Below are 19,429 nucleotides of genomic sequence, written 5' to 3' on the forward strand. Positions count from 1 at the left end.
CAGCCTACGCAATCCGGAGGGGCACGCCAAGCAGCCCAGACCACCAGGTCGGGACCCCGAAAAGAGGGCGGCCTCCGGCGTGCAAACATAACCGCCGGGGCGCGGCCGCGAAGAGAAGATCCGCCCCGAATCCGCCGAATTGTGCCCCGCCAGCGCCGGACCTAGCTGACGCGCGGGCTGTGCGTCGCCGGGCGCCTGAGCCGGCCGGGGAAACGCTGCTAGCTGGGGCGGGGGTGACGCCCCGCTGTGCCGGCGGGAGGGGTCAGTCCTTGCCGTGGTGCTCGACGTGCGGCCAGTAGAGCTGGAAGTCGAAGTCCGGCGAGTTGTCCTCGTCGTGGCAGAGCAGGCAGTTGTTGACCACCTCGCCCAGCTTCTGCCCGTCCTTGTTGCCCTCGTTCTCCACCAGCTCCATGTGCAGCTCCTGGCGGAGGGCCTCGATCTGCTCGTCGGTAGCGTCGATGTCGCCGTTCTCGGCCGCCACGTGGCGGGCGGCCGGGCCGTGGCAGTTCTCGCAGCCGTTGGCGTTCAGGTGCGACGTGGCCTGCAGGCTCACAAAGCCGGAGTTGAACGGCACGTACTTCTGCGGGCTCCAGCCCGTGACGTGGCAGCTCAGGCACTCGGGGTCGAAGTGCCGCGGCGGGTCGAGTTCGACCAGCGTCTTGGTGGCGTGCGAGTGCGGCGTGTTCTCGAAGACCTCCATCGCCTCGGTGTGGCAGTCGCCACAAACGGCCGAGCCGGCAAACTCGTGCCCGCGGGGGTGGGCCACCGCGCGGATGCCCAGGCCCTTGAGGGTCATGGTCTTGAGCTCGTCCTGGTACTCGACGAGCATCTGCTGCATCTGGTCCGAGTCCTCGAACCGGTGGTCCATCGGCACGCTCTGGTAGCGGGCCGCGGCGTTGGGGTCCTTGTACAGGCCGATCGCCACCGCGTACATGCCCTTGTGGCCGACCTCGATGAGCCGCGCCTTGGCGCCCTCGACCTGGCGGGCCTCGATGGTGGGCACGTCCGAGCCCAGGCCGGCGACCACCCAGTTGAACGCGGGGAAGTGCTTGGCCAGCTCGGCGGCCTCGTCCGGGTAGCCGTGCACCAAGAGCACATGCTGGTCGCAGTGCTCCTCCATCATCTTCGGCACGACCTGCTTGATCGCCTCCTCCGGGTCCAGCAGGTCGACGTCGGTGAGCTTGCCGAGCTGGGCGATCTCTTTCTTGCCCAGCACCGACGTGAAGCCGACCTTTAAGCCGCCCCGCTCAATCACCTTGTAGCGGCGGCTGAACGCCGGGTCGAAGCCGAAGATGCCGACGTTCGCGCTGACCATCGGGTTCTGTTCCGGGTCGAAGTTGATCAGCACGCCCAGCAGGTCCATCCGCAGGTCCTTGCTGCCGAACGCCACGCCCTGGTAGTCCATCGCGACCAGCGCCTCGAGCGAGCGGCGGAGCTTGATCTGGGCCTGCTGGCCGAAACGCTTGATCTGGCCGCCGGCGTCCAGCGCAACCGGGTTCCAGCCCTCGGCCTCGAGCCCCTTGAGGAATGTGTGGCGCCGCTTCAGGCCGCCCTTCTGGTTGGTCAGGCCCGCGCAGCCGCACGGCTCCATGTAGCCGTCCTGGGCCCCGGTCAGCACCAGCGTCAGGTCGGGCTTGGTCCAGTCGACAAAGATCGGGCCGTTGGCCTTAATCGGGTCGACTTTGGCGTGCTTGTCGGGCAGCGGGCGTTTCTCGGCGTAGCCGGGCTTGGCGGGGGCTTCGGCGCCGCTGGTGTCGGCGATCACGCTGCCCGCGTAGCAAACCACCGCCAGCAGTGACAGCGACAACAGCACGCGCAAGCGGGCGCCGGCAGAACTTCGAGAAACGTCGGGCATCGCCGGCTCCGAGGGTCGCGTCACGGTGGGTGAGTAGTTCGGGTCGTAGTCCCGGAGGATAGCGGATGCCAGCGGGCCGGGCAAAGCCAACCAATCGGGGCGGTCGGCTCGGCAACCCGCGAAGCAGACGCGGCGATCGGCCGCCCGCTACTTGGTCACGGCGAACCGAACCCGCACCACCACCTCCGGCGATTTGGGGTGCGTGGTCTTGATACGGATGACCCCGTCGTCCCCCTGAGGAGTGTTCAGGTGAATCATCGGCCGGGTCCCCTTAGGGACTTCAACCGTGAAGTAGGTGTGGTAGACGTCGTCGCTGCGGCGGACGGTCTCGCCCAGCTCGACCTCGAGCTCCGGCGGGTCGACCGACAGCACCTCGAACCGCGTGTCCGCGGCGTGCTCTCCCTTGGCCGACAACAGGAGCCGGCTCTTGGCGCCCTCGTCGCTGGGCACCATGCCGAAGTTCAGCACGCCGGCGTTCTCGTTCCACTTGCCGCCGTGCAGGGTGATGTCGCCCACCACGCGGCCGGCGACCGGCACCTCGATCTCGTCGTCCTCGTTCTGGCCCCGCCGCAGCTTGACCCACTCCATCACCGGCCCGACCGGCAGGCCGGCCGACGAGGTGAGCGTCACGCGGCGGCCGTCCACCGCGTTGGGGGTGGGCAGCTCCGACGCGTCGACCGGCTCGATCGAGACGTCGTACAACCCGGCGATCTCCTCCCGCGAAGGCGCCTCGGCGGTGAGGTCGATCTCACCCTCCTTGGTGGTGTAGTAGATAAGAGAAGCCGTGGCCGGCTCGCCCGCCCGGATCTCGCCAAACTCAAACACGCTCGGCTCCAGGCCGGAGGGCTCGATCACCGTCCCCTCGATCACCAGCTCGACCACCGGCCGGGTGGGGTCGTTGGTGTTGACCGGCGCGGTCTGGCGGAACGGGCCGGGCACGCTCTTGGCCACCCACTCCAGCCCGATCTCGGCCTGCCCGCCCGCCGGGATCGACTCGGAGGTGACCTCAAACGCGGTGCACTTGCAGCTCGGCCGGCCGGCGACCAGCCGGAGCGCGGCGGTGCCATCGTTGCGGATCACGAAGTTGTGCCGCATCTTCGAGCCCCGCTGCATGACGCCGAACTCAAACGTCGGGGCGTCGACCACGATCTTGGGCGCGGAGGTGTCGATCCCCGGCCCCGCGATCGGGCCGACGTCGTCCAGGCTGACCGGCGCCGGGGGACCCACGCTGACGTACCCCACCGCGCTGCCGATCACCGCTCCGACTACCAACGAACCGATCGCCACGGGAATTGCTTTCATACCGCAATTCTAGGATCGATCCGCGGGGGGCGTCAAACTACGCGACCCAGCGGGGAAGTGGGACGGCAGCTCCGCCGACCGATATCAACTAGTAGGCCCGGGCGAACACGGCCCGCTTGGTGGTCTCGGCGCCGGTGAACAGGCACTTGCCGGGCTGCGGGTCGTCGTCCAGCGGCACGCAGCGGGGCGTGATCTTGAGGGCCTTGCACTTGGCCTCCATCTCGGGGCCATCGGTGAAGTAAGCGTAGGCCAGCCCGCCGGGCGCCTTGGCGGCGAAGAACTCCTCGAACTGCTTGAGGTCGTCGATCTCGACGGTCGCCTCGTCGCGGAGCTTGGCCGCGCGGTCGAACAGGCCCTGCTGGATCTCCTCCAGGATCGACGCCGCGCTGGCGACAAACGCCTCGGCGCTGACCAGGTCTTGCGGCGGCCCGGACAGGTCGCGGCGGGCCGGCTTGAAGCCGCCTTGGGCGATGTCGCGGGGGCCGATCTCGATCCGGATCGGCACGCCCTTCTTGACCCACTGCCACTTCTTCTCGCCGCCGCGGAGGTCGCGGCTGTCGACCCGCACGCGGATCGGCTCGCCGTCGTACAGCTGGGCCTCCAGCGCGCCCTTCAGGTTCGACACGTACTCCATGACCATGTCCCGCTCCTCGTCGTTGCGGTGCATCGGCAGGATCACCACGTGGGCCGGCGCCAGCTTGGGGGGCAGCACGAGCCCGTCGTCGTCGGAGTGGGTCATGATCAGCCCGCCCACCAGCCGCGTGCTCACGCCCCAGCTGGTGGTCCAGGCGTACTCGCGCTGGCCCTCTTCGCTCTGGAACATGATCTCCTGCGCCTTGGCGAAGTTCTGCCCCAGGAAGTGCGAGGTGCCGGCCTGCAGCGCCTTGCGGTCCTGCATCATGGCCTCGATGGAGTAGGTGGCCACGGCGCCGGGGAACCGCTCGCCAGCGGTCTTCTCGCCCTTGATGACCGGCATCGCCATGTGCTGCTCGGCGAACGCGGCGTACACGTCGAGCATGAGCCGGGTCTCGTCCTCGGCCTGCTCGCGGGCGGCGTGCACCGTGTGGCCCTCCTGCCAGAGGAACTCGGTCGTGCGGAGGAACTTGCGGGTGCGCAGCTCCCACCGCACCACGTTGGCCCACTGGTTGATCAGGATCGGCAGGTCGCGGTAGCTCTGCACCCACCGCGCGAACGTGGCGCCGATGATGGTCTCGCTGGTGGGCCGCACGATGAGCGGCTCGTCGAGCTTCGATTCCGGGTCGGGCCGCAGGCCGCCCTCGCCGTCGGGCACCAGCTTGTGGTGCGTGACCACCGCGCACTCCTTGGCGAAGCCCTCGACGTGCTCGGCCTCCTTCTCCAGGAAGCTCATCGGGATGAACAGCGGGAAGTAGGCGTTCTCGTGCCCGGTGGCCTTGAACATGGCGTCCAGCCGCCGCTGGATGTTCTCCCAGATGGCGTAGCCCCACGGCTTGATCACCATGCAACCACGCACGTCCGAGTCTTCGGCCAGGTCGGCGGCGGTAATGACCTGCTGGTACCACTCCGGGTAGTTTTCCGCCCGGGTGGGCGAGATCGCGTTCTTGGGGCCCTTGGCCATTGCAGTGCCGGGATTGCGGATTGGGGGTTCTGTGGGATCGAGGGGGTGATTCTACGAGATTCGGCCCCCCCGCGGAATCGCATCCCCCGGGGCAACGGCGGGGCAATCTGCTACGATGCGGGATCACCCGTTTCTGCTCCCCCAGCCGAATTCCGCAATCCCGCATGTCTCGACGCTACGTTTCGCAGCTTGGCCACAACGAACAAGTCCAGCAGGTCTTTATCGCCAGCGACAAGCAGCTGCGGCCCAACCGCAGCGGCAACCTGTACCTGCAGCTCGAGCTGAGCGACAAGTCGGGCAGCATCGCCACTCGGATGTGGAACGCGAACGAGAGCGACTACAAGGCCTTCGAGAACGGCGACTACGTCGTGGTGGGGGGCGCCACGCAGCTGTTCCAGGGCAACATGCAGCTGATCGCCAACAGCATCCGCAAGGCCCGCCCCGACGAGGTCGACGAGTCGGACTTCCTGACGCTGCAGAGCGAGGACATCGACAACATGGCCCGGCGGCTGGCGGAGATCCTCCGCGGCATCCAGAGCCCCGCGCTGGCCGCGATCACCGAGTGCTTCCTGGTGGACGAGGACTTCATGGGCAAGTTCACCCGCGCGCCCGCCGGCATGAAGAACCACCACGCCTACCAGGGCGGCCTGCTGGAGCACGTGCTGAGCCTGTGCGAGCTGGTGCTGCTGGTGGCGCCCCGCTACAAGGGCCTGGACCAGGACAAGCTGCTGCTGGGCGCCTTCCTGCACGACGCCGCCAAGGTGGACGAGCTGGCCTACGAGCGCGACATCTCGTACACCGACGAGGGCCAGATGCTGGGCCACATGGTGATGGCCATGAAGATGATCGACGACAAGGTCCGCGAGGCGGAGCGGCTGACCGGCGACCCCATCGACGCCAACCTGGTGATGGAGATCAAGCACCTGGTGATCAGCCACCACGGCGAGTACGCGTACGGCAGCGCCAAGCTGCCGATGACGCTCGAGGCGGTCGCCCTCAACCTGCTGGACAACCTGGACGCCAAGATGGCCAGCTTCAGCCAGCTGATCAACGACTGCCCCAACAGCGAGAGCAACTGGACACAGTACTACCCCAACCTGGACCGCAAGCTGTGGAAGGGCGTGCGCGAGGGCTAGGCCAGGCACAGCGCCGCCGGCGCGGCGATCGCCTCGACGGCGTCGCCCAGCATCTCGGCGTGGCCGAGCGTCGTGTGGTCGACCGGGAACCAGTCGGGCCGGGGCTGGAAGCGGTGAAGGCCGCCGGCGGCCGAGGCCTGGTGCACCTCGCAGACCGCGTCCGCAATGCCGGCGGCGTCGGTGCGGCCGGCCGATCGGTCGCCGAAGTGCTGGTCGTACGCGTCGGCGATCCGGTCCCGGGTGACCGGGCCCAGCCACTCGAAGCCGCTGGCGATCGCCGGGCGACCGTTGTACAACGCCTCCAGGCACGTGTAGCCGCCGCCGATTACTAGCGTCGCGCGGCGGATGTCGGCCAGCGGGTTGTTGGTCGCCGGACGCACCTCGATCGCGTCGCGGCCGAGCTGTTGGTTCATGTCGCGCGCAGCTTGGCGGATCCGCCGAGCCCGCGACCCGCTCCCAACAATCGAAACTTCCACGCCCGGGATGCGGTTGGCGATTGCCGGCAGCGCCTCGATCAGCGTGAACGCCGACCAAGACTTGTTGCCGCTCATGCGGCCCATCCACAGCAGCCGGTTGGGCTCGGCACCGTTTGGATCGACGCGGCTCGCCCGCATCACCGGCCGCGGCCAGCAGTGCAGCCGCTCGGCCGGGGCGCCGGCGGCGATCGCCTGGTCGTAGATCGGCCGCTCGAGGGCGACCGCCACATCGGCCTCGCACAGGGCGGCGGCCTCGCCGCCGCTCTTCACGTGGTCCTGCAGCACGCAGACGCCCACCGCGCCGGTCGATCGCACGACGGAGGCCGCCAGGTCCCGGGCGGAGCCCCGGCTGCTGTAGACCACCGCGTCCGGGCGGTTGCGGGCGGCCTCGCGGTGGACCACCCAGCTGCTCAGCGGCCCGCCGACGGTGAACAGGCGCCGCACGCCCAGCTGGTCGAAACGCTCGGCGACCATGCCGGCCCCGGCGGCCAGCGTGACGTTATGGCCGGCGGCCAACAGGCCCTCGGCGAGCATCAATAGGTAGGTGGTTCCCCCCGAGATCTGGCAGTCGCGGTTGCAGAGCAGGAATCGCATGTCGCGGGCCTCCGGGGGGAGATCGGTATCGCCGTGGGCCCCAGCGCGATAGCATTGCGAGCGGGGGCCGGGCGTTGCGGACGTTAGCAACATTAGGTTTGCCGCACAACGCCACTCCCAGTACCAGCTAAGAGACCCAACTGCATGCAAGACGAACTCCGCGCCGCCATCCTCGCCTACACCAGCAATCAGGCCTACAAGCCGATGAAGCCCCGCCTGATCGGCGAGCGGCTCGGCCTGTCGCAGGACGACATTGCAATGGTCAAGAAGGTCGTCAAGAAGATGGTCAAGGACGGCGAGCTGGAGTACGGCCCCCGCCACCTGGTGCTGCCGACCGACCCAAAGCACCCGGCCCGCAACTCGCTGGGCGGGGATGACCTGAAGGAGCCCGCGAAGCAGAAGAAGAAGTCGGGCGGCAAGCACGTGGTGGGCGTGTTCCGCCGCGTCAGCTCCGGCGACGGCTACGTCCGCCCCGAGGGCACGCCCGCCAGCGCGGGCAAGGACGCGGACGTCTACATCAACAAGCGGAACACGGGCGACGCCGCCAGCGGCGACACGGTGCGGATCTCGCTCGGCGGCTCGTCGGGCCCGCGTGGCAAGTCAGAGGGCAAGCTGGTGGACGTGGTGTCGCGTTCGACCAGCAAGTTCGTCGGCGCGTACCACGAGAGCGAGGGCCGCGGGCTGGTGAACGTGGACGGCAAGGTGTTCAACTCGCCGATCTTCGTCGGCGACCCCGGCGCCAAGGGCGCGCAGCCGGACGACAAGGTCGTGATCGACATGGTCCGGTTCCCGTCCCACTTCCACGAGGGCGAGGGCGTCATCACGCAGGTGCTCGGCGCGCGGGGCCAGCCGGGCGTCGACACGCTGAGCATCATCTACGAGTTCGGCCTGCCCGGCGAGTTCTCCGAGGAGGTGCTGGCGGAGTCGCGCCGCCAGGCCGAGCTGTTCGACGAGTCGATCCCCGACGACCGCCGCGACATGACCTGCGAGGTGATCGCCACCATCGACCCGCTCACCGCCCGCGACTTCGACGACGCCATCTCGCTCAAGCGGGCCGCCAACGGCCACTGGGAGCTGGGCGTGCACATCGCGGACGTTTCGCACTTTGTCCAAGAGAAGACGCCGCTGGACCGCGAGGCCTACGACCGCGCGACCAGCGTGTACCTGCCGGACCAGGTCATCCCGATGCTGCCGGAGATCATCAGCAACAACCTGGCGAGCCTGCAGCCGGACAAGGTCCGCTACGCGATGACCGCCGTCATCGAGTTCACCGCCGAGGGCGTGCCGATCGGCGCCGAGGTGTTCAAGAGCGCCATCAAGAGCCGCCGCCGGTTTACCTACGAGGAGGTCGACGAGTACCTGGCGGAGAAGTCGCTGGTCAAGCCCAGCAAGAAGCGGAAGCCGCCGAAGCCGACCGGCGTGGTTGAGTCGCTGAAGCCCGAGGTGGACCGGCTGCTGTCGGACATGTTCGAGCTGGCGATGATCCTCCGCAAACGCCGCTTCGAACGCGGGGCGCTGGAGCTCAACATGCCCGAGCTCGAGATCGACCTCGACAAGCAGGGCAAGGTCAGCGGCGCGCACCTGGAGATCAACACCGAGAGCCACCAGATCATCGAGGAGTTCATGCTGGCCGCCAACGAGGCTGTGGCCCGACACCTGGCGGACGCGGGGCTGATCTTCCTCCGCCGTGTGCACGGCGCGCCCGACCCGCGGAAGACGAAGGCCCTGACCGAGTTTGTCCGCAGCCTGGGCTTCACGGTCAGCAACCTGCAGGACCGCTTCGAGCTGCAGACGCTGCTCGAGTCGATCAAGGGCGACCCGCGTGAGCACGCGGTCAACTTCGCCACGCTCCGCTCGATGCAGCGCGCCATCTACAGCCCCGAGGACGAGGGCCACTACGCCCTGGCCAGCGACTGCTACTGCCACTTCACCTCGCCCATCCGCCGCTACCCCGACCTCACCATCCACCGGCTGATCAACGAGCTGAACGCCGGCAAGAAGCCCAAGCAGCAGATCGGCACCTACTTCCAGTGGGGCGACCACTGCTCCGACCGCGAGGGCCGCGCCACGGCCGCCGAGCGCGAGCTCAACAAGGTCAAGCTGCTCAACTTCCTGTCGGACAAGATCGGCATGGAGATGCAGGGCGTGATCACCGGCGTGGAGAGCTTCGGCATCTTTGTCGAGGGCAAGGACCTGCCGGCCGAGGGCTTCGTGCACATCACCGCCCTGGGCGACGACTACTACAAGCACGACCGCGCCAGCCACTCGATCTCGGGGTTCCGCGGCGGCAACAGCTTCCGCCTGGGCGACGAGGTCCGGGTCGCCGTGGCCGCGGTCAATGTCGACGCCCGCGAGCTGGACTTCCGCATGCTGGGCAAAGGCCCGCAGGCCGCGAAGAAGAAAAAGAAGGGCCGCGCCGGCGGCAAGCCGGGCAAGTCTCCCCAGCGGTCGCAGGGCCCCAAAGAGGGCCGCCCCCCCCGCGGCCGGTCCGACAAGACCGGCAAGCACCGCCGGAAGAAGAAGTAACCGCGCCCGCGCGCCCCTACCGATCCGATCACGAACTCGTAGAATACGGCAAAGCCCCCCCGCCCTCCCCCGACGCCCCCCGCCAGCCGGATGAGCACCCCCGACGCCCTCGCCAAGACGCCGCTGTACGACTGGCACGTCGCCAACGGCGGACGCATGGTCGACTTCGCCGGCTGGGCCATGCCCGTGCAGTACGGCTCGATCGTCGACGAGCACCACGCCACCCGCAACGCGGTCGGCCTGTTCGACATCTCGCACATGGGGCGGCTGCTGTTCTCCGGCGCCGACGCCGAGGCGCTGCTCGACTCAATCTCCACCCGGCGGGTTACCGACCTCAAGCCGGGGCAGATCCGCTACTCGCTGATCTGCAACGAGCAGGGCGGCGTGCTGGACGACGTGCTGATCTACCGCATCGAACTCGAGGACGGCGTCCGATCGGGCTCGGGCCGGCTGTCGGGCTTCGGCATGGTGGTCAACGCCAGCAACCGCCCCAAGATCGTCGAGTGGATCAACGGCCGCATCGGCAACCGCGCCGTGGAGCTGGAGGACATCTCGGCCGAGTACGCCATGATCGCCGTGCAGGGGCCCAAGGCGATTGAGCTGCTCGACCCGCTGACCGATCACCCGCTCACGTCGCTCCGCTACTACACCGGAGCCGAGACCAACGTCGACGGCTGCGGCTGCTACATCAGCCGCACCGGCTACACCGGCGAGGACGGCTGCGAGATTGTCGTCCACGCCGACCTGGCCGCCGGACTGTGGGAGAGCCTGCACGCCAAGGCGGAGGAGGTCGACGGAAGCGCCGTCGGCCTGGCGGCCCGCAACACGCTGCGGCTCGAGGCCGGCATGCCGCTGTACGGGCACGAGCTGACCGAAGAGATCAACCCCATCCAGGCCGGGCTCGGCTTCGCCGTGACGCTCAAGGACCGCGACTTCGTCGGGCGCGACGCGCTCACGGCGGCCACGCAGGACAAGGGCCAGCGGGTGCGGGTGGGGCTGCAGCTGGAGGGCCGCCGCGCCCCGCGCGAGGGGTACCCGGTGCTGCAGGAGAACGAGGTCGTGGGCGAGGTGACCAGCGGCACGTTCTCGCCCACGCTCAACAAGCCGATCGCCATGGCCTACGTCAAACCAACCGCCGCGGCGCCGGGCGAGCCGGTCGCCGTCGACGCCCGCGGCACGCACCTCGCGGCGACCGTCGCCCCGCCGGTGTTCTACGAACGCGGCAAGTAGGCCCACCGCGGGCCCGCCGCCGCACGCGACTCATCCCACCCAGGCCCTGAACGAAATGAACCCAGAAGACCTGCGTTTCGCCAAGACACACGAATGGATTTCTGTCGCGGACGGCGTCGCGACGATGGGCATCTCGGCGTTCGCCGTCGAGGCGCTGACCGACCTGGTGTTCATCGAACTCCCCAAGGTCGGCGCGTCCGTCCAGAAGGAGCAGTCCTTCTGCGAGATCGAGTCGGTCAAGGCCGTGAGCGACGTCTACGCGCCGGTATCGGGCGAGGTGATCGAGGTCAACGAGCCGCTGGCCGACCAGCTCGAGCTGTTCAGCGACGACCCGTACGGCGGCGGCTGGATCGCCAAGATCAAGATGTCCGACCCCGCCGAGGCCGACGCCCTGATGGACCACGCCGCCTACCAGAAGCAGTGCGAGGAAGAAGCCGGCTGATTGCGGATCGGGGATTGCAGATTGCGGATTGGACGCGAGAAGCCCTACCCCAGATCAACAATCCGCACGGCGAGTAATCCGCAATCCCGAATCTGCAATCCGCAATGCCCTACACCTACAACACCCCCGAAGACGTCGCTGAGATGCTGGCCGCGATTGGCGTGGAGTCCCTCGAGGAGCTCTACGACATGGTGCCCAGCGACCTGCGGCTCGACCGGCCGCTGGACCTGCCGCCCGCCCTGGGCGAGATGGAGCTGGACCAGCACATGCGGCGGCTGTCGGGCAAGAACGCGTCGACCGCAAACTCGGTCTGCTTCCTGGGCGCCGGGTCGTACGACCACTTCGTGCCGGCGGTGGTGGACGTGGTCGCGTCGCGCAGCGAGTTCTACACCAGCTACACGCCGTACCAGCCCGAGGTGGCGCAGGGCAACCTGCAGGCGATGTTCGAGTACCAGTCGCTCATCGCGCGGATGACCGGCTTGGACATCTCGAACAACAGCCTGTACGACGGCGCCACCGCCGCCGCCGAGGCGGTGCTGATGGCCATCGCCGCCACCCGCCGCACCGGCCGCGTGGTGATGCCCGCCTCGGTGCACCCCGAGTACCGCCAGACGATCGCCACCTACCTCGAGTGCCTGGGCGTGGAGGTCGTGACCGTACCGGCGCCCGGCGGCGCAGTCGACGTCGACGAGCTGCGGGCGGAGCTGACCGACGGGACCGCCGCGGTGCTGCTGCAGCAGCCCAACTTCTTCGGCGCCGTAGAGGAGGCCGAGGCGATCGGCGCCGCCGCCCACGAGGCCGGCGCGCTGTTCATCGTGGCTTTCGACCCGATCAGCCTTGGACTCATGAAGCGTCCCGGGGACTACGGCGCGGATATCGCCGTCGCCGAGGGCCAGTCGCTCGGTTCGCCCATGCAGTACGGCGGTCCCTACCTGGGCGTGATGGCCTGCACCGAGAAGCTGGTCCGCCGCATGCCGGGCCGCATCGTCGGGCAGACCACCGACCGCCGCGGCAAGCGGTGCTTCACGCTCACGCTGCAGACCCGCGAGCAGCACATTCGCCGCGACAAGGCGACCAGCAACGTCTGCAGCAACCAGGGCCTGTTCGCCCTGCGCGCGACGGTCTACCTGTCGCTGCTCGGCCCCCAGGGCCTGAAGGAGACCGCCAACCTCTGCCTGCAGAAGAGCCGCTACCTGGCCGACCAGCTCGCCGGCAGCGACCGGTTCGAGGCGGCCTTCGATCAGCAAACCTTCAAGGAGTTCGTCGTCCGCGACCGCGAGAACAAGGTCGACGAGCTCGTGCAGACCGCCCTCTCCCAGGGGATGCTGGCGGGCGTGCCGCTGGGGCGGTTCTACCCAGAGCTGTCCGACTGCCTGCTGATCGCGGTCACCGAGAAGCGGACGAAGGAAGAGATCGACGCGCTGGTCGGCGTGCTGACCGGCGCGGAGGTCCGCTCGACGCCGGTGGCCGCGGGGTAGCCGTTAGTCGCTTTCCACCTCCTCGAGAACCAACACGCGGCGATGCGTCCCCCGCGCTTCAGCCTCGAGACGCTGCTGGCCGTGATGGGCGGTGCGGCGATGGTCCTCGCAGCGGTGCGTGCGTCGGAGGACGCGATCTTCTTCGCCCTGATCCGCAATTTCGCGATCTGCGTAGCGGCATACGCGGCGGTCTACCTGACGGCTTCGGGGTGGTTCCTGCGGGGGCTCCGCCGTGCGGGTGGGCTCACCTTGCTGCTGCTCGCGACGCTGGTCGGCGGGACAGCGTGGCTGTTGCTGCTGGCCGTCCATCGGCTGGCCTCGCGGGGCCTGATAAGCTGGCCACCGCTATCGCTCGACCTGCTACTCAGCTGGCGCGCCCTGTGGATCGGGTTGCTGCCCGCGCTGCTGGGCGCCGTGCACGGTTGGCGGTCAAGGCGGTCGCGGGGCGTGAGCCTCCGTGAGGACTAGGCGCTCCCCGTGGGTCCCCGCCCCGATTTCTGGTAGATTCTGGGGCGTGGCGGGGCCCTGCCCCGCCGCTTGTCCTGGACCTTATCGGCGTGCTGCACGCCCAATCGAATACCGCGAAAGACTCCCGTGGCCAAGAAGAAAATCGACTTCATGTGCACCGCGTTCCGGGACGGCTTCCAGTCGGCCTACGGCGCGCGGGTGCAGACCCCCGACTTCCTGCCGGCCCTCGAGGCGGCCCGCGACGCGGGGATCAGCTACTTCGAGGCCGGCGGCGGCGCCCGGTTCCAGTCGCTCTACTTCTACTGCCAAGAAGACGCGTTCGACATGATGGACGCGTTCCGCCAGACCGCGGGGCCCGACGCCAACCTGCAGACCCTCGCCCGCGGCGTCAACGTGGTCGGGCTCGAGTCGCAGTCGTCGGACATCATCAAGCTGCATGCCGAGATGTTCAAGAAGCACGGCATGACCACCATCCGCAACTTCGACGCGCTGAACGACGTCAACAACCTGATCTACAGCGGGCAGTGCATCGTCGACGCCGGGCTGAAGCACCAGGTGGTGGTCACCATGATGGAGCTTCCGCCGGGCTGCACCGGCGCGCACGACGCGGAGTTCTACGCCAAGACGCTGCAGGACATCCTCGACGCCCAGATCCCGTTCGACGCGGTCTGCTTCAAGGACGCCTCGGGCACTGCCGTGCCGTCCAAGGTGTATGAGACCATCAAGCAGGCGCGCAAGATGCTGCCCGCCGACGCGTACATCCACTTCCACACGCACGAGACCACCGGCGTGAGCGTGCTGGCCTACCAGGCGGCCATCGACGCCGGCGCCAACGCCATCGACCTTTCGCTGGCGCCCTGCTCCGGCGGCACCTGCCAGCCGGACGTGATCGTCATGTGGCACGCGCTCCGCGGCACCGACTACACGCTGGACGTGGACATCGAGAAGATCCGCGAGGCCGAGGAGGTCTTCAAGGACTGCATGAAGGACTACTTCCTGCCGCCCGAGGCCGTGGCCGTCGAGCCGCTGATACCGTGGAGCCCGATGCCGGGCGGCGCCCTCACCGCCAACACCCAGATGCTCCGCGACAACGGCATCATGGACCGCTACCCGGACATGATCAAGGCGATGTCCGACGTGGTCCGCCGCGGCGGGTACGGCACGTCGGTCACGCCGGTCTCGCAGTTCTACTTCCAGCAGGCGTTCAACAACGTGATGTTCGGCCCCTGGGAGAAGATCGCCGAGCCGTACGGCAAGATGGTGCTCGGCTACTTCGGCAAGACGCCCGTGCCGCCCGACCCGGAGATCGTCGCGCTGGCCAGCAAGCAGCTCGAGCTGGAGCCGACCACCCGCTCCCCCATCGAGATGAACGACGCCGACCCCAACAAGGGCGTGGCGCCGGCCAAGAAGACCCTCGAAGAGAACAACCTTCCGACCACGGACGAGAATATCTTTATCGTCGCGGCGTGCAAGGAGAAGGGCCTCGCGTTCCTGCAGGGCAAGGCCGAGCTCGGCGTGCGGAAGGTGGAGAAGCCGGCGGCGGCGGGTTCGGCGCCGGCAACCGGCGCCAGCGATTTCGTCCTCAAGGTCGACGGCAAGCAGCACAAGGTCAGCGTCAACGGCGGCGCGGTCACGGTCAACGGCAAGAGCTACCAGGTGGAGCTCGCCGACGGCCAGGACGGCCCGGCCGCCACGTCGGCCCCGGCCGGCGCCACGACGCCCGTCAACGCCCAGATGCCCGGCGTGGTGCTCCGCACCCTGGCCAGCGCCGGCGACGCCGTGAAGCAGGGGCAGGCGATCATGGTCCTCGAGGCGATGAAGATGGAGGTCCCGGTCGCCTCGCCGTGCGACGGCCAGATTGCCGAGATCAACGTCAGCCAGGGCGACCAGGTCGCCAACGGCCAGCAGCTAGCGGCGATTGGGTAGCCGATCCCGCCGCTTGCTACAACGGCGAATCTAACCAGCTATCGACCGTCGCGAAGACCTCGCGGACCGGCTCCTCCTCCGCAGTTTCGCCGGTCTCAACGTGAGCGTTGAGTTGCTCTGCCTGGGCCGCACGCTGGCGCTGGGCAGCCAGCAGCAGCAACAGGTCCGGCTCCGCTTCAGTCGAAGATAACGCCCGCTGCGGCCTGACCGGCCCGCCAAGCGACCGCTGCGGGCGCGGCGACGGAGTCAGCACCAGCGGCGCAGCCGGCGCCGGCTGATCGTCAACGACCGCTTCGTCGGCGTCGGCGACCGCTTCAACTACCAGCGGGGCGGCCGCGGTGGCGCCCAGGTTGTCCCGCCAGACGGTGTAGTCGGCGCTGTCGACCCGCCCGTCGCCGTTCCCGTCCGCCTGCAGGCGTGAGCCGGTCTGGCCGTAGCTCGACCGCCACAGCGCGTAGTCGGCCTGGTCCACGACGCCGCTGTTGTCGAAGTCGCCCCAGTCGGCGTTGCTCTCGATGACCTGTGGAGTCACCGAATTCTCAAGCTGGGTTGGGTCGTCGATGCGGCCCATGAACGCGATGGTGTCGGTCACGTTGTCGCGGATCATCAAGTGGAACGGTCGGTTCGCGTAGAAGCCCGTGTCGTAGAAGTTGTGCGTCCAGACCCCGAAGCCCCAGTCGTCCTCGCCGATAAAGAATGTTCGGTGCTCCGCGACCCGCAGGTTGAAGACAGCCTCGACCTTGCCGGTCCGCTGCACGTACGACACAGCGATCGCTCCGCCGCGGTCACAGGCCAACCGGTCTCCTGAGCTGATCTCTGCGGCCGGCAGCCACCCCTGCCCCTCGACGAAAAACGGGTGCAACTCTGTCGTGCGGATCACACGGCGCCCAAGGTGCAGTTCTAGAATCTCTGCCTCGCCGTGGCGGGTTGCTTCAACCACCCTTGGCTCAACGGGCCCCTCGAGCAGGTGCTCGTTCCGAGCAAGCACGGTGTCGCCAACCCGCACCTCCTCGATCGGCGCCGCGCCGTCTGGCGTCAGCACCGACGTGCCGGCGGCAAAACAGAGTGCAAGTTCGACCTCAGTCGCTGCCGCCGCTGTCGTCCCCTGTTCGTTCACCTCAAGCGTCGCTTTGTGGAAGACCTTGCGAATATAAACCTCCTCCGCCTGGCCATTGGCCCCGAACATCGGCGAGAAGTCGGCGGAACCGGGAATGAACGCGGTCGGCATGCCGAGGCCTGCAAGCGCGTGGTTGAAATCGGTTGCGATGTCCGTGCTGAACTTAGGGAGGTTAATCAGGGTCATCCTGCGAGAACGGCCGGCCGAGTTCGTCCAATCGGTGATGCCGACGAACAGCTCCTCGGTCATCATGTTAGAACCGTCTTCTACGAGCGGCATCATGAAGATCGCTGACGCCTCGCCGTCGGACATCGTCATCTCGATCACGTCAAACCCGTCAATCGTCGTGCGATAGACGTCTGGTTGACCGTACATGATCTCTGCGTTAACAACGTCCTTAGGCGTGGTGAAGCTACCCAACTGAGTGAACTCGGGATCGAATGGGTCGTCCCAACTCCCGTTGAAGAACACGGCATTGACGATCACAGCAACAGTTGCAGAAGACAGATCGTCGACCAGGTCTTGGATGCGTCCTCGCGTGACGTCACTCACCCACTCGTTGATGCCGTCCTTGACTTGAGCTGCGTCCGAAAAGTCTGCGCCCTGGATCTGCGCGTCGTAATGCTCGGTGACGACGTCAGAGTAATCACCCATAAGACTCTGACCGCTCCAAATCCCATTCGCTACATCCATCTGAAAATCGAAAGAAGCAGGGGACCCGCCATGCCACCAGTCCGGCGGGTCACCTGGGAAAGGCCAGACAACCGGCGGCGCCGGGTCCTCCCCTGTCCGCTCCGCGAACGACGCCAGCAGCTCGCCAAACGCCGCGTGGATGTCTTCGGAGTCGCCAAAGTGCAGCACCTCTTCCATCTCGGCGGCGGTCTGGCCGCCGGCGCCCGCGTAGGTCATCGCTAGCGCGGTCGAGATGCTCAACGGCGAGAAGAAGAGGTTGCCCTCTTCGTGCTGCATGTGCTGGTAGAGATCGAACGCGAACTGGTTGATCGCCGCGGCGGCGTCGCCGGCCAGCAGGCAGCGTTCTTCCAGCGGCTCGTGCCGCAACGTCCGCTGCCGCTTGTGGGTGCGATCTGCGTGGGTCGATGCCGACATGCCGCCTCCTCCTCTGCCTGGTTCCCGGTGACGAGCCCCGCATTAGTGTGGGACCGCCGGTCACGCCAAACCGCATCCTACTCGCGTCGGCAGGCGGCCGCAACGTTTGCCCCCAGCGCCCGCATGGGGTCGACTGCTGCCAGGCAATCTGCACGCGGCAGGCGGATATCAGTAGAAACCGGCCACCCCGCGCGGTCCAATTGGGGGTGGCTGGTTGCCGCCCACTCAGCCGCTGGGCGCTAGCCCTCGATCAATACTGGTTCGCCTCGTGGGCTAACGCCCAGCGGCTGAGTGGGGTGCGTTGTTGATTATGGCTTGAGGGTTTTGTCCACTATTGTCCCTATTGGCGCACAGAGGTGGACAAAAGTCGGCCGCTGCGACCGAGGAGAAGAACAGCAGACACTGCTATACAAGCGTGAAACGAGCCTGCGGGTTAGTGGTGGGGTCCGACTTTTGTCCCTAAGAATCGATAGCGCCAAAAGGGACAAAAGTCGGGCGTCCGCCTGCTACCGCTGGGGCCACGGTTCGTCGCGGCTCCGCTGGCCGCACACGTTGACCTTCATGCCGAGCGCCTGGGCCATGGCCGCCTTGGCGGCCAGGGTGCGGTCGGCGTCGGCGGCCGAGATGCTGTAGACGCACTGCACGTGGTTGCTCTTGTGCTGGGCCATCAGCTCCTCGCGCGAGACGCCGTACAGCACCGCGTGCATGATGGGCCACTGCGGGGTGGTGGCGTTCCAGCGGCGCTCGGTCTCGTCGCGGGGCAGCTCGACGACGTCGCCCCGGCCGAGGTCCATCGCGAGCGAATCGTCCTCGACGTAGATCCGCGACCACACAATTTCGCCCGGCTTGCTGATGCCGCGTAGCGTGCTGCCGCCGTTTGGGAAGTACATGGCCGGCTGGCGGAAGCCCTCGGCGCCGCCCCAGCCGTCGATGAAGTGGGCGGGCGGCGCGGATCCGCTGATCTCGAACACCCAGACGTAGTCGTCGGTCGTCCCGGACTGGTCGCGGTCGCCCCAGCGGACGTCGTGCAGCGTGTTCTCGACCGGCTGGCCGAGCGCCTGCTGCACGCGGTTGGTCAAGAGGCCGTCGAGGCCCGCGCACTCGTCGACCTCGTTGAAGTGCGTGACCGGCTGGCCGTCGAACAGCACGCGCGAGCCGCAGCGGCTCTTCACGGGGGGCCGCTCGGAGTTGTTGAGCGTGCCCTCCACCAGGTCGCTGGCGGGCAGCAGGTCCTTCATGCCCTGCTGGTACTGGATGCCGATGAGGTCGCAGCCAAAGTCGTCCGCGATCCGCACCGCCGCCACGTACATCTGGCACTGCTTGTGGATCTGCTCGTCGGTCAGGTCGTCCTCGTGGGTGGGGCCGGTGTGGAAGGTCATGCCGCGGTCCTCCATCCACTGGCGGACGGCGCGGGCCTCGTCGTCGGTGACCTGGGTCGACTCGTAGTACAGGGCCGACTGGCTGAGCCGTTCCTTGAACACGCCGGTGGGGTGCAGCAGGTGGTCCGGGATGATCGCGTTGAACATGCCCATGCAGCCCTCGTCGAAGACGCCCATAATCGCCTTCTCGCTCTGGAGCTGCGCGGCGAGCTGCTCGCCGACCGCGCGGGCCTCGGGGTCGAGGGCGAGCGAGTCGGCCGGCGCCACGTGCGACACGTCGTGCCCGCAGGCGCCCGTCTGGAGCCACTGCTGCAGCCGGCTGGTGAAGTACTCGTCGGTGAAGTCGTCCGACCAGAGGGTGGAGTACGCCACGCCCGCCTTGGTGAGCGAGCCGTTGAGGTTCAGCATGCCCACCAGCCCGGGCCAGGTGCCGGACCAGTTGGCGGCGGTGAGGATCGGGCCGCGGTGGCTGATCAGCCCGGCGAGCACGTGGTGGCTGTACTGCCAGACCGCCTCGGCGACGATGAGCGGCGCATCGGGATCGACGTCCTTGAAGATCGCCATGCCCTCCTTTTGGCTGGCGATGAAACCGTGGCCGTCGGGCCCCGGCTGGTGGGCGCGGACCAGCTCGTAGCCGGCCGCGGCGACCGCCTTGGCGAGCGAGGCTTCCATCTCTTGTTGCGCCGGCCAGCACATCTGGTTGGCGGAGAGGCGTTGGTCGCCGCTCACGACGAGCTGAACCTGCTTAGGACCACATTTCATGATGAGTTGCTATCGGGATTTGCCAGGAGTAGGT

General features: G+C 67.8%; 13 protein-coding genes. 7 read left to right on the top strand and 6 right to left on the bottom strand.

All coding sequences use genetic code 11. The annotated features are described in order from the left end of the window. Positions 1-262: 262 nt before the first annotated feature. The 3 genes from KOR34_RS16610 to proS form a co-directional block, all read right to left on the bottom strand. The gene (locus KOR34_RS16610; protein WP_146566245.1) at positions 263-1,855 is read right to left on the bottom strand and encodes a multiheme c-type cytochrome; all 1,593 of its coding nucleotides are present in this window, start codon (positions 1,853-1,855) and stop codon (positions 263-265) included. Positions 1,856-2,002: 147 nt separating this feature from the next. Then, the gene (locus tag KOR34_RS16615) at positions 2,003-3,157 is read right to left on the bottom strand and encodes a DUF1573 domain-containing protein (protein ID WP_146566247.1); all 1,155 of its coding nucleotides are present in this window, start codon (positions 3,155-3,157) and stop codon (positions 2,003-2,005) included. Between the two features lie 88 nt (positions 3,158-3,245). Further along, complete coding sequence (gene proS, locus KOR34_RS16620) at positions 3,246-4,754, bottom strand: proline--tRNA ligase (RefSeq protein WP_146566249.1); 1,509 nt, start codon at positions 4,752-4,754, stop codon at positions 3,246-3,248. A gap of 164 nt (positions 4,755-4,918) precedes the next feature. On the opposite strand from proS, the gene KOR34_RS16625 reads away from it, so the two are divergent. Further along, positions 4,919-5,890, top strand: a complete 972-nt coding sequence (locus KOR34_RS16625) for a 3'-5' exoribonuclease YhaM family protein (protein WP_146566251.1) — start codon at positions 4,919-4,921, stop codon at positions 5,888-5,890. Here the strand turns inward: KOR34_RS16625 and KOR34_RS16630 are convergent. Beyond that, complete coding sequence (locus KOR34_RS16630; protein WP_146566253.1) at positions 5,887-6,960, bottom strand: glycosyltransferase family 4 protein; 1,074 nt, start codon at positions 6,958-6,960, stop codon at positions 5,887-5,889. The two genes, KOR34_RS16625 and KOR34_RS16630, sit on opposite strands and share 4 nt — an antisense overlap. A 144-nt stretch (positions 6,961-7,104) precedes the next feature. On the opposite strand from KOR34_RS16630, the gene rnr reads away from it, so the two are divergent. The 6 genes from rnr to KOR34_RS16660 all read left to right on the top strand — a co-directional run bounded on the left by rnr (position 7,105) and on the right by KOR34_RS16660 (position 15,030). Then, positions 7,105-9,486: a ribonuclease R gene (gene rnr / locus KOR34_RS16635; protein ID WP_146566255.1), complete on the top strand. Its 2,382-nt coding sequence runs from the start codon at positions 7,105-7,107 to the stop codon at positions 9,484-9,486. Between the two features lie 90 nt (positions 9,487-9,576). Then, positions 9,577-10,716 (top strand): glycine cleavage system aminomethyltransferase GcvT, encoded by a 1,140-nt coding sequence (gcvT, locus tag KOR34_RS16640; protein ID WP_146566257.1) that lies wholly within the window; start codon positions 9,577-9,579, stop codon positions 10,714-10,716. Between the two features lie 55 nt (positions 10,717-10,771). After that, positions 10,772-11,158 carry a glycine cleavage system protein GcvH gene (gene gcvH, locus KOR34_RS16645; protein WP_146566259.1) on the top strand — a complete coding sequence of 129 codons (387 nt, stop codon included), beginning with the start codon at positions 10,772-10,774 and terminating at the stop codon, positions 11,156-11,158. A 104-nt stretch (positions 11,159-11,262) separates the two neighbouring features. Further along, positions 11,263-12,636 carry an aminomethyl-transferring glycine dehydrogenase subunit GcvPA gene (gene gcvPA, locus KOR34_RS16650; RefSeq protein ID WP_146566261.1) on the top strand — a complete coding sequence of 458 codons (1,374 nt, stop codon included), beginning with the start codon at positions 11,263-11,265 and terminating at the stop codon, positions 12,634-12,636. Between the two features lie 42 nt (positions 12,637-12,678). Beyond that, a complete protein-coding gene (locus KOR34_RS16655) occupies positions 12,679-13,104 on the top strand; it encodes a hypothetical protein (RefSeq protein WP_146566262.1) in 426 nt (141 codons plus the stop codon). A gap of 126 nt (positions 13,105-13,230) precedes the next feature. Beyond that, the gene (locus KOR34_RS16660; RefSeq protein ID WP_197531504.1) at positions 13,231-15,030 is read left to right on the top strand and encodes a biotin/lipoyl-containing protein; all 1,800 of its coding nucleotides are present in this window, start codon (positions 13,231-13,233) and stop codon (positions 15,028-15,030) included. Between the two features lie 16 nt (positions 15,031-15,046). On the opposite strand, the gene KOR34_RS16665 is transcribed toward KOR34_RS16660, so the two are convergent. Together KOR34_RS16665 and KOR34_RS16670 are read right to left on the bottom strand one after the other, a co-directional pair. Beyond that, a complete protein-coding gene (locus tag KOR34_RS16665; protein ID WP_146566264.1) occupies positions 15,047-17,254 on the bottom strand; it encodes a serpin family protein in 2,208 nt (735 codons plus the stop codon). Positions 17,255-17,760: 506 nt separating this feature from the next. Continuing rightward, on the bottom strand, positions 17,761-19,395 hold the full coding sequence (locus KOR34_RS16670) for a fucose isomerase (protein ID WP_146566266.1): 1,635 nt from the start codon (positions 19,393-19,395) through the stop codon (positions 17,761-17,763). Between the last annotated feature and the right edge of the window lie 34 nt (positions 19,396-19,429).

Source organism: Posidoniimonas corsicana, from assembly GCF_007859765.1.
GTDB classification, from domain to species: domain Bacteria; phylum Planctomycetota; class Planctomycetia; order Pirellulales; family Lacipirellulaceae; genus Posidoniimonas; species Posidoniimonas corsicana.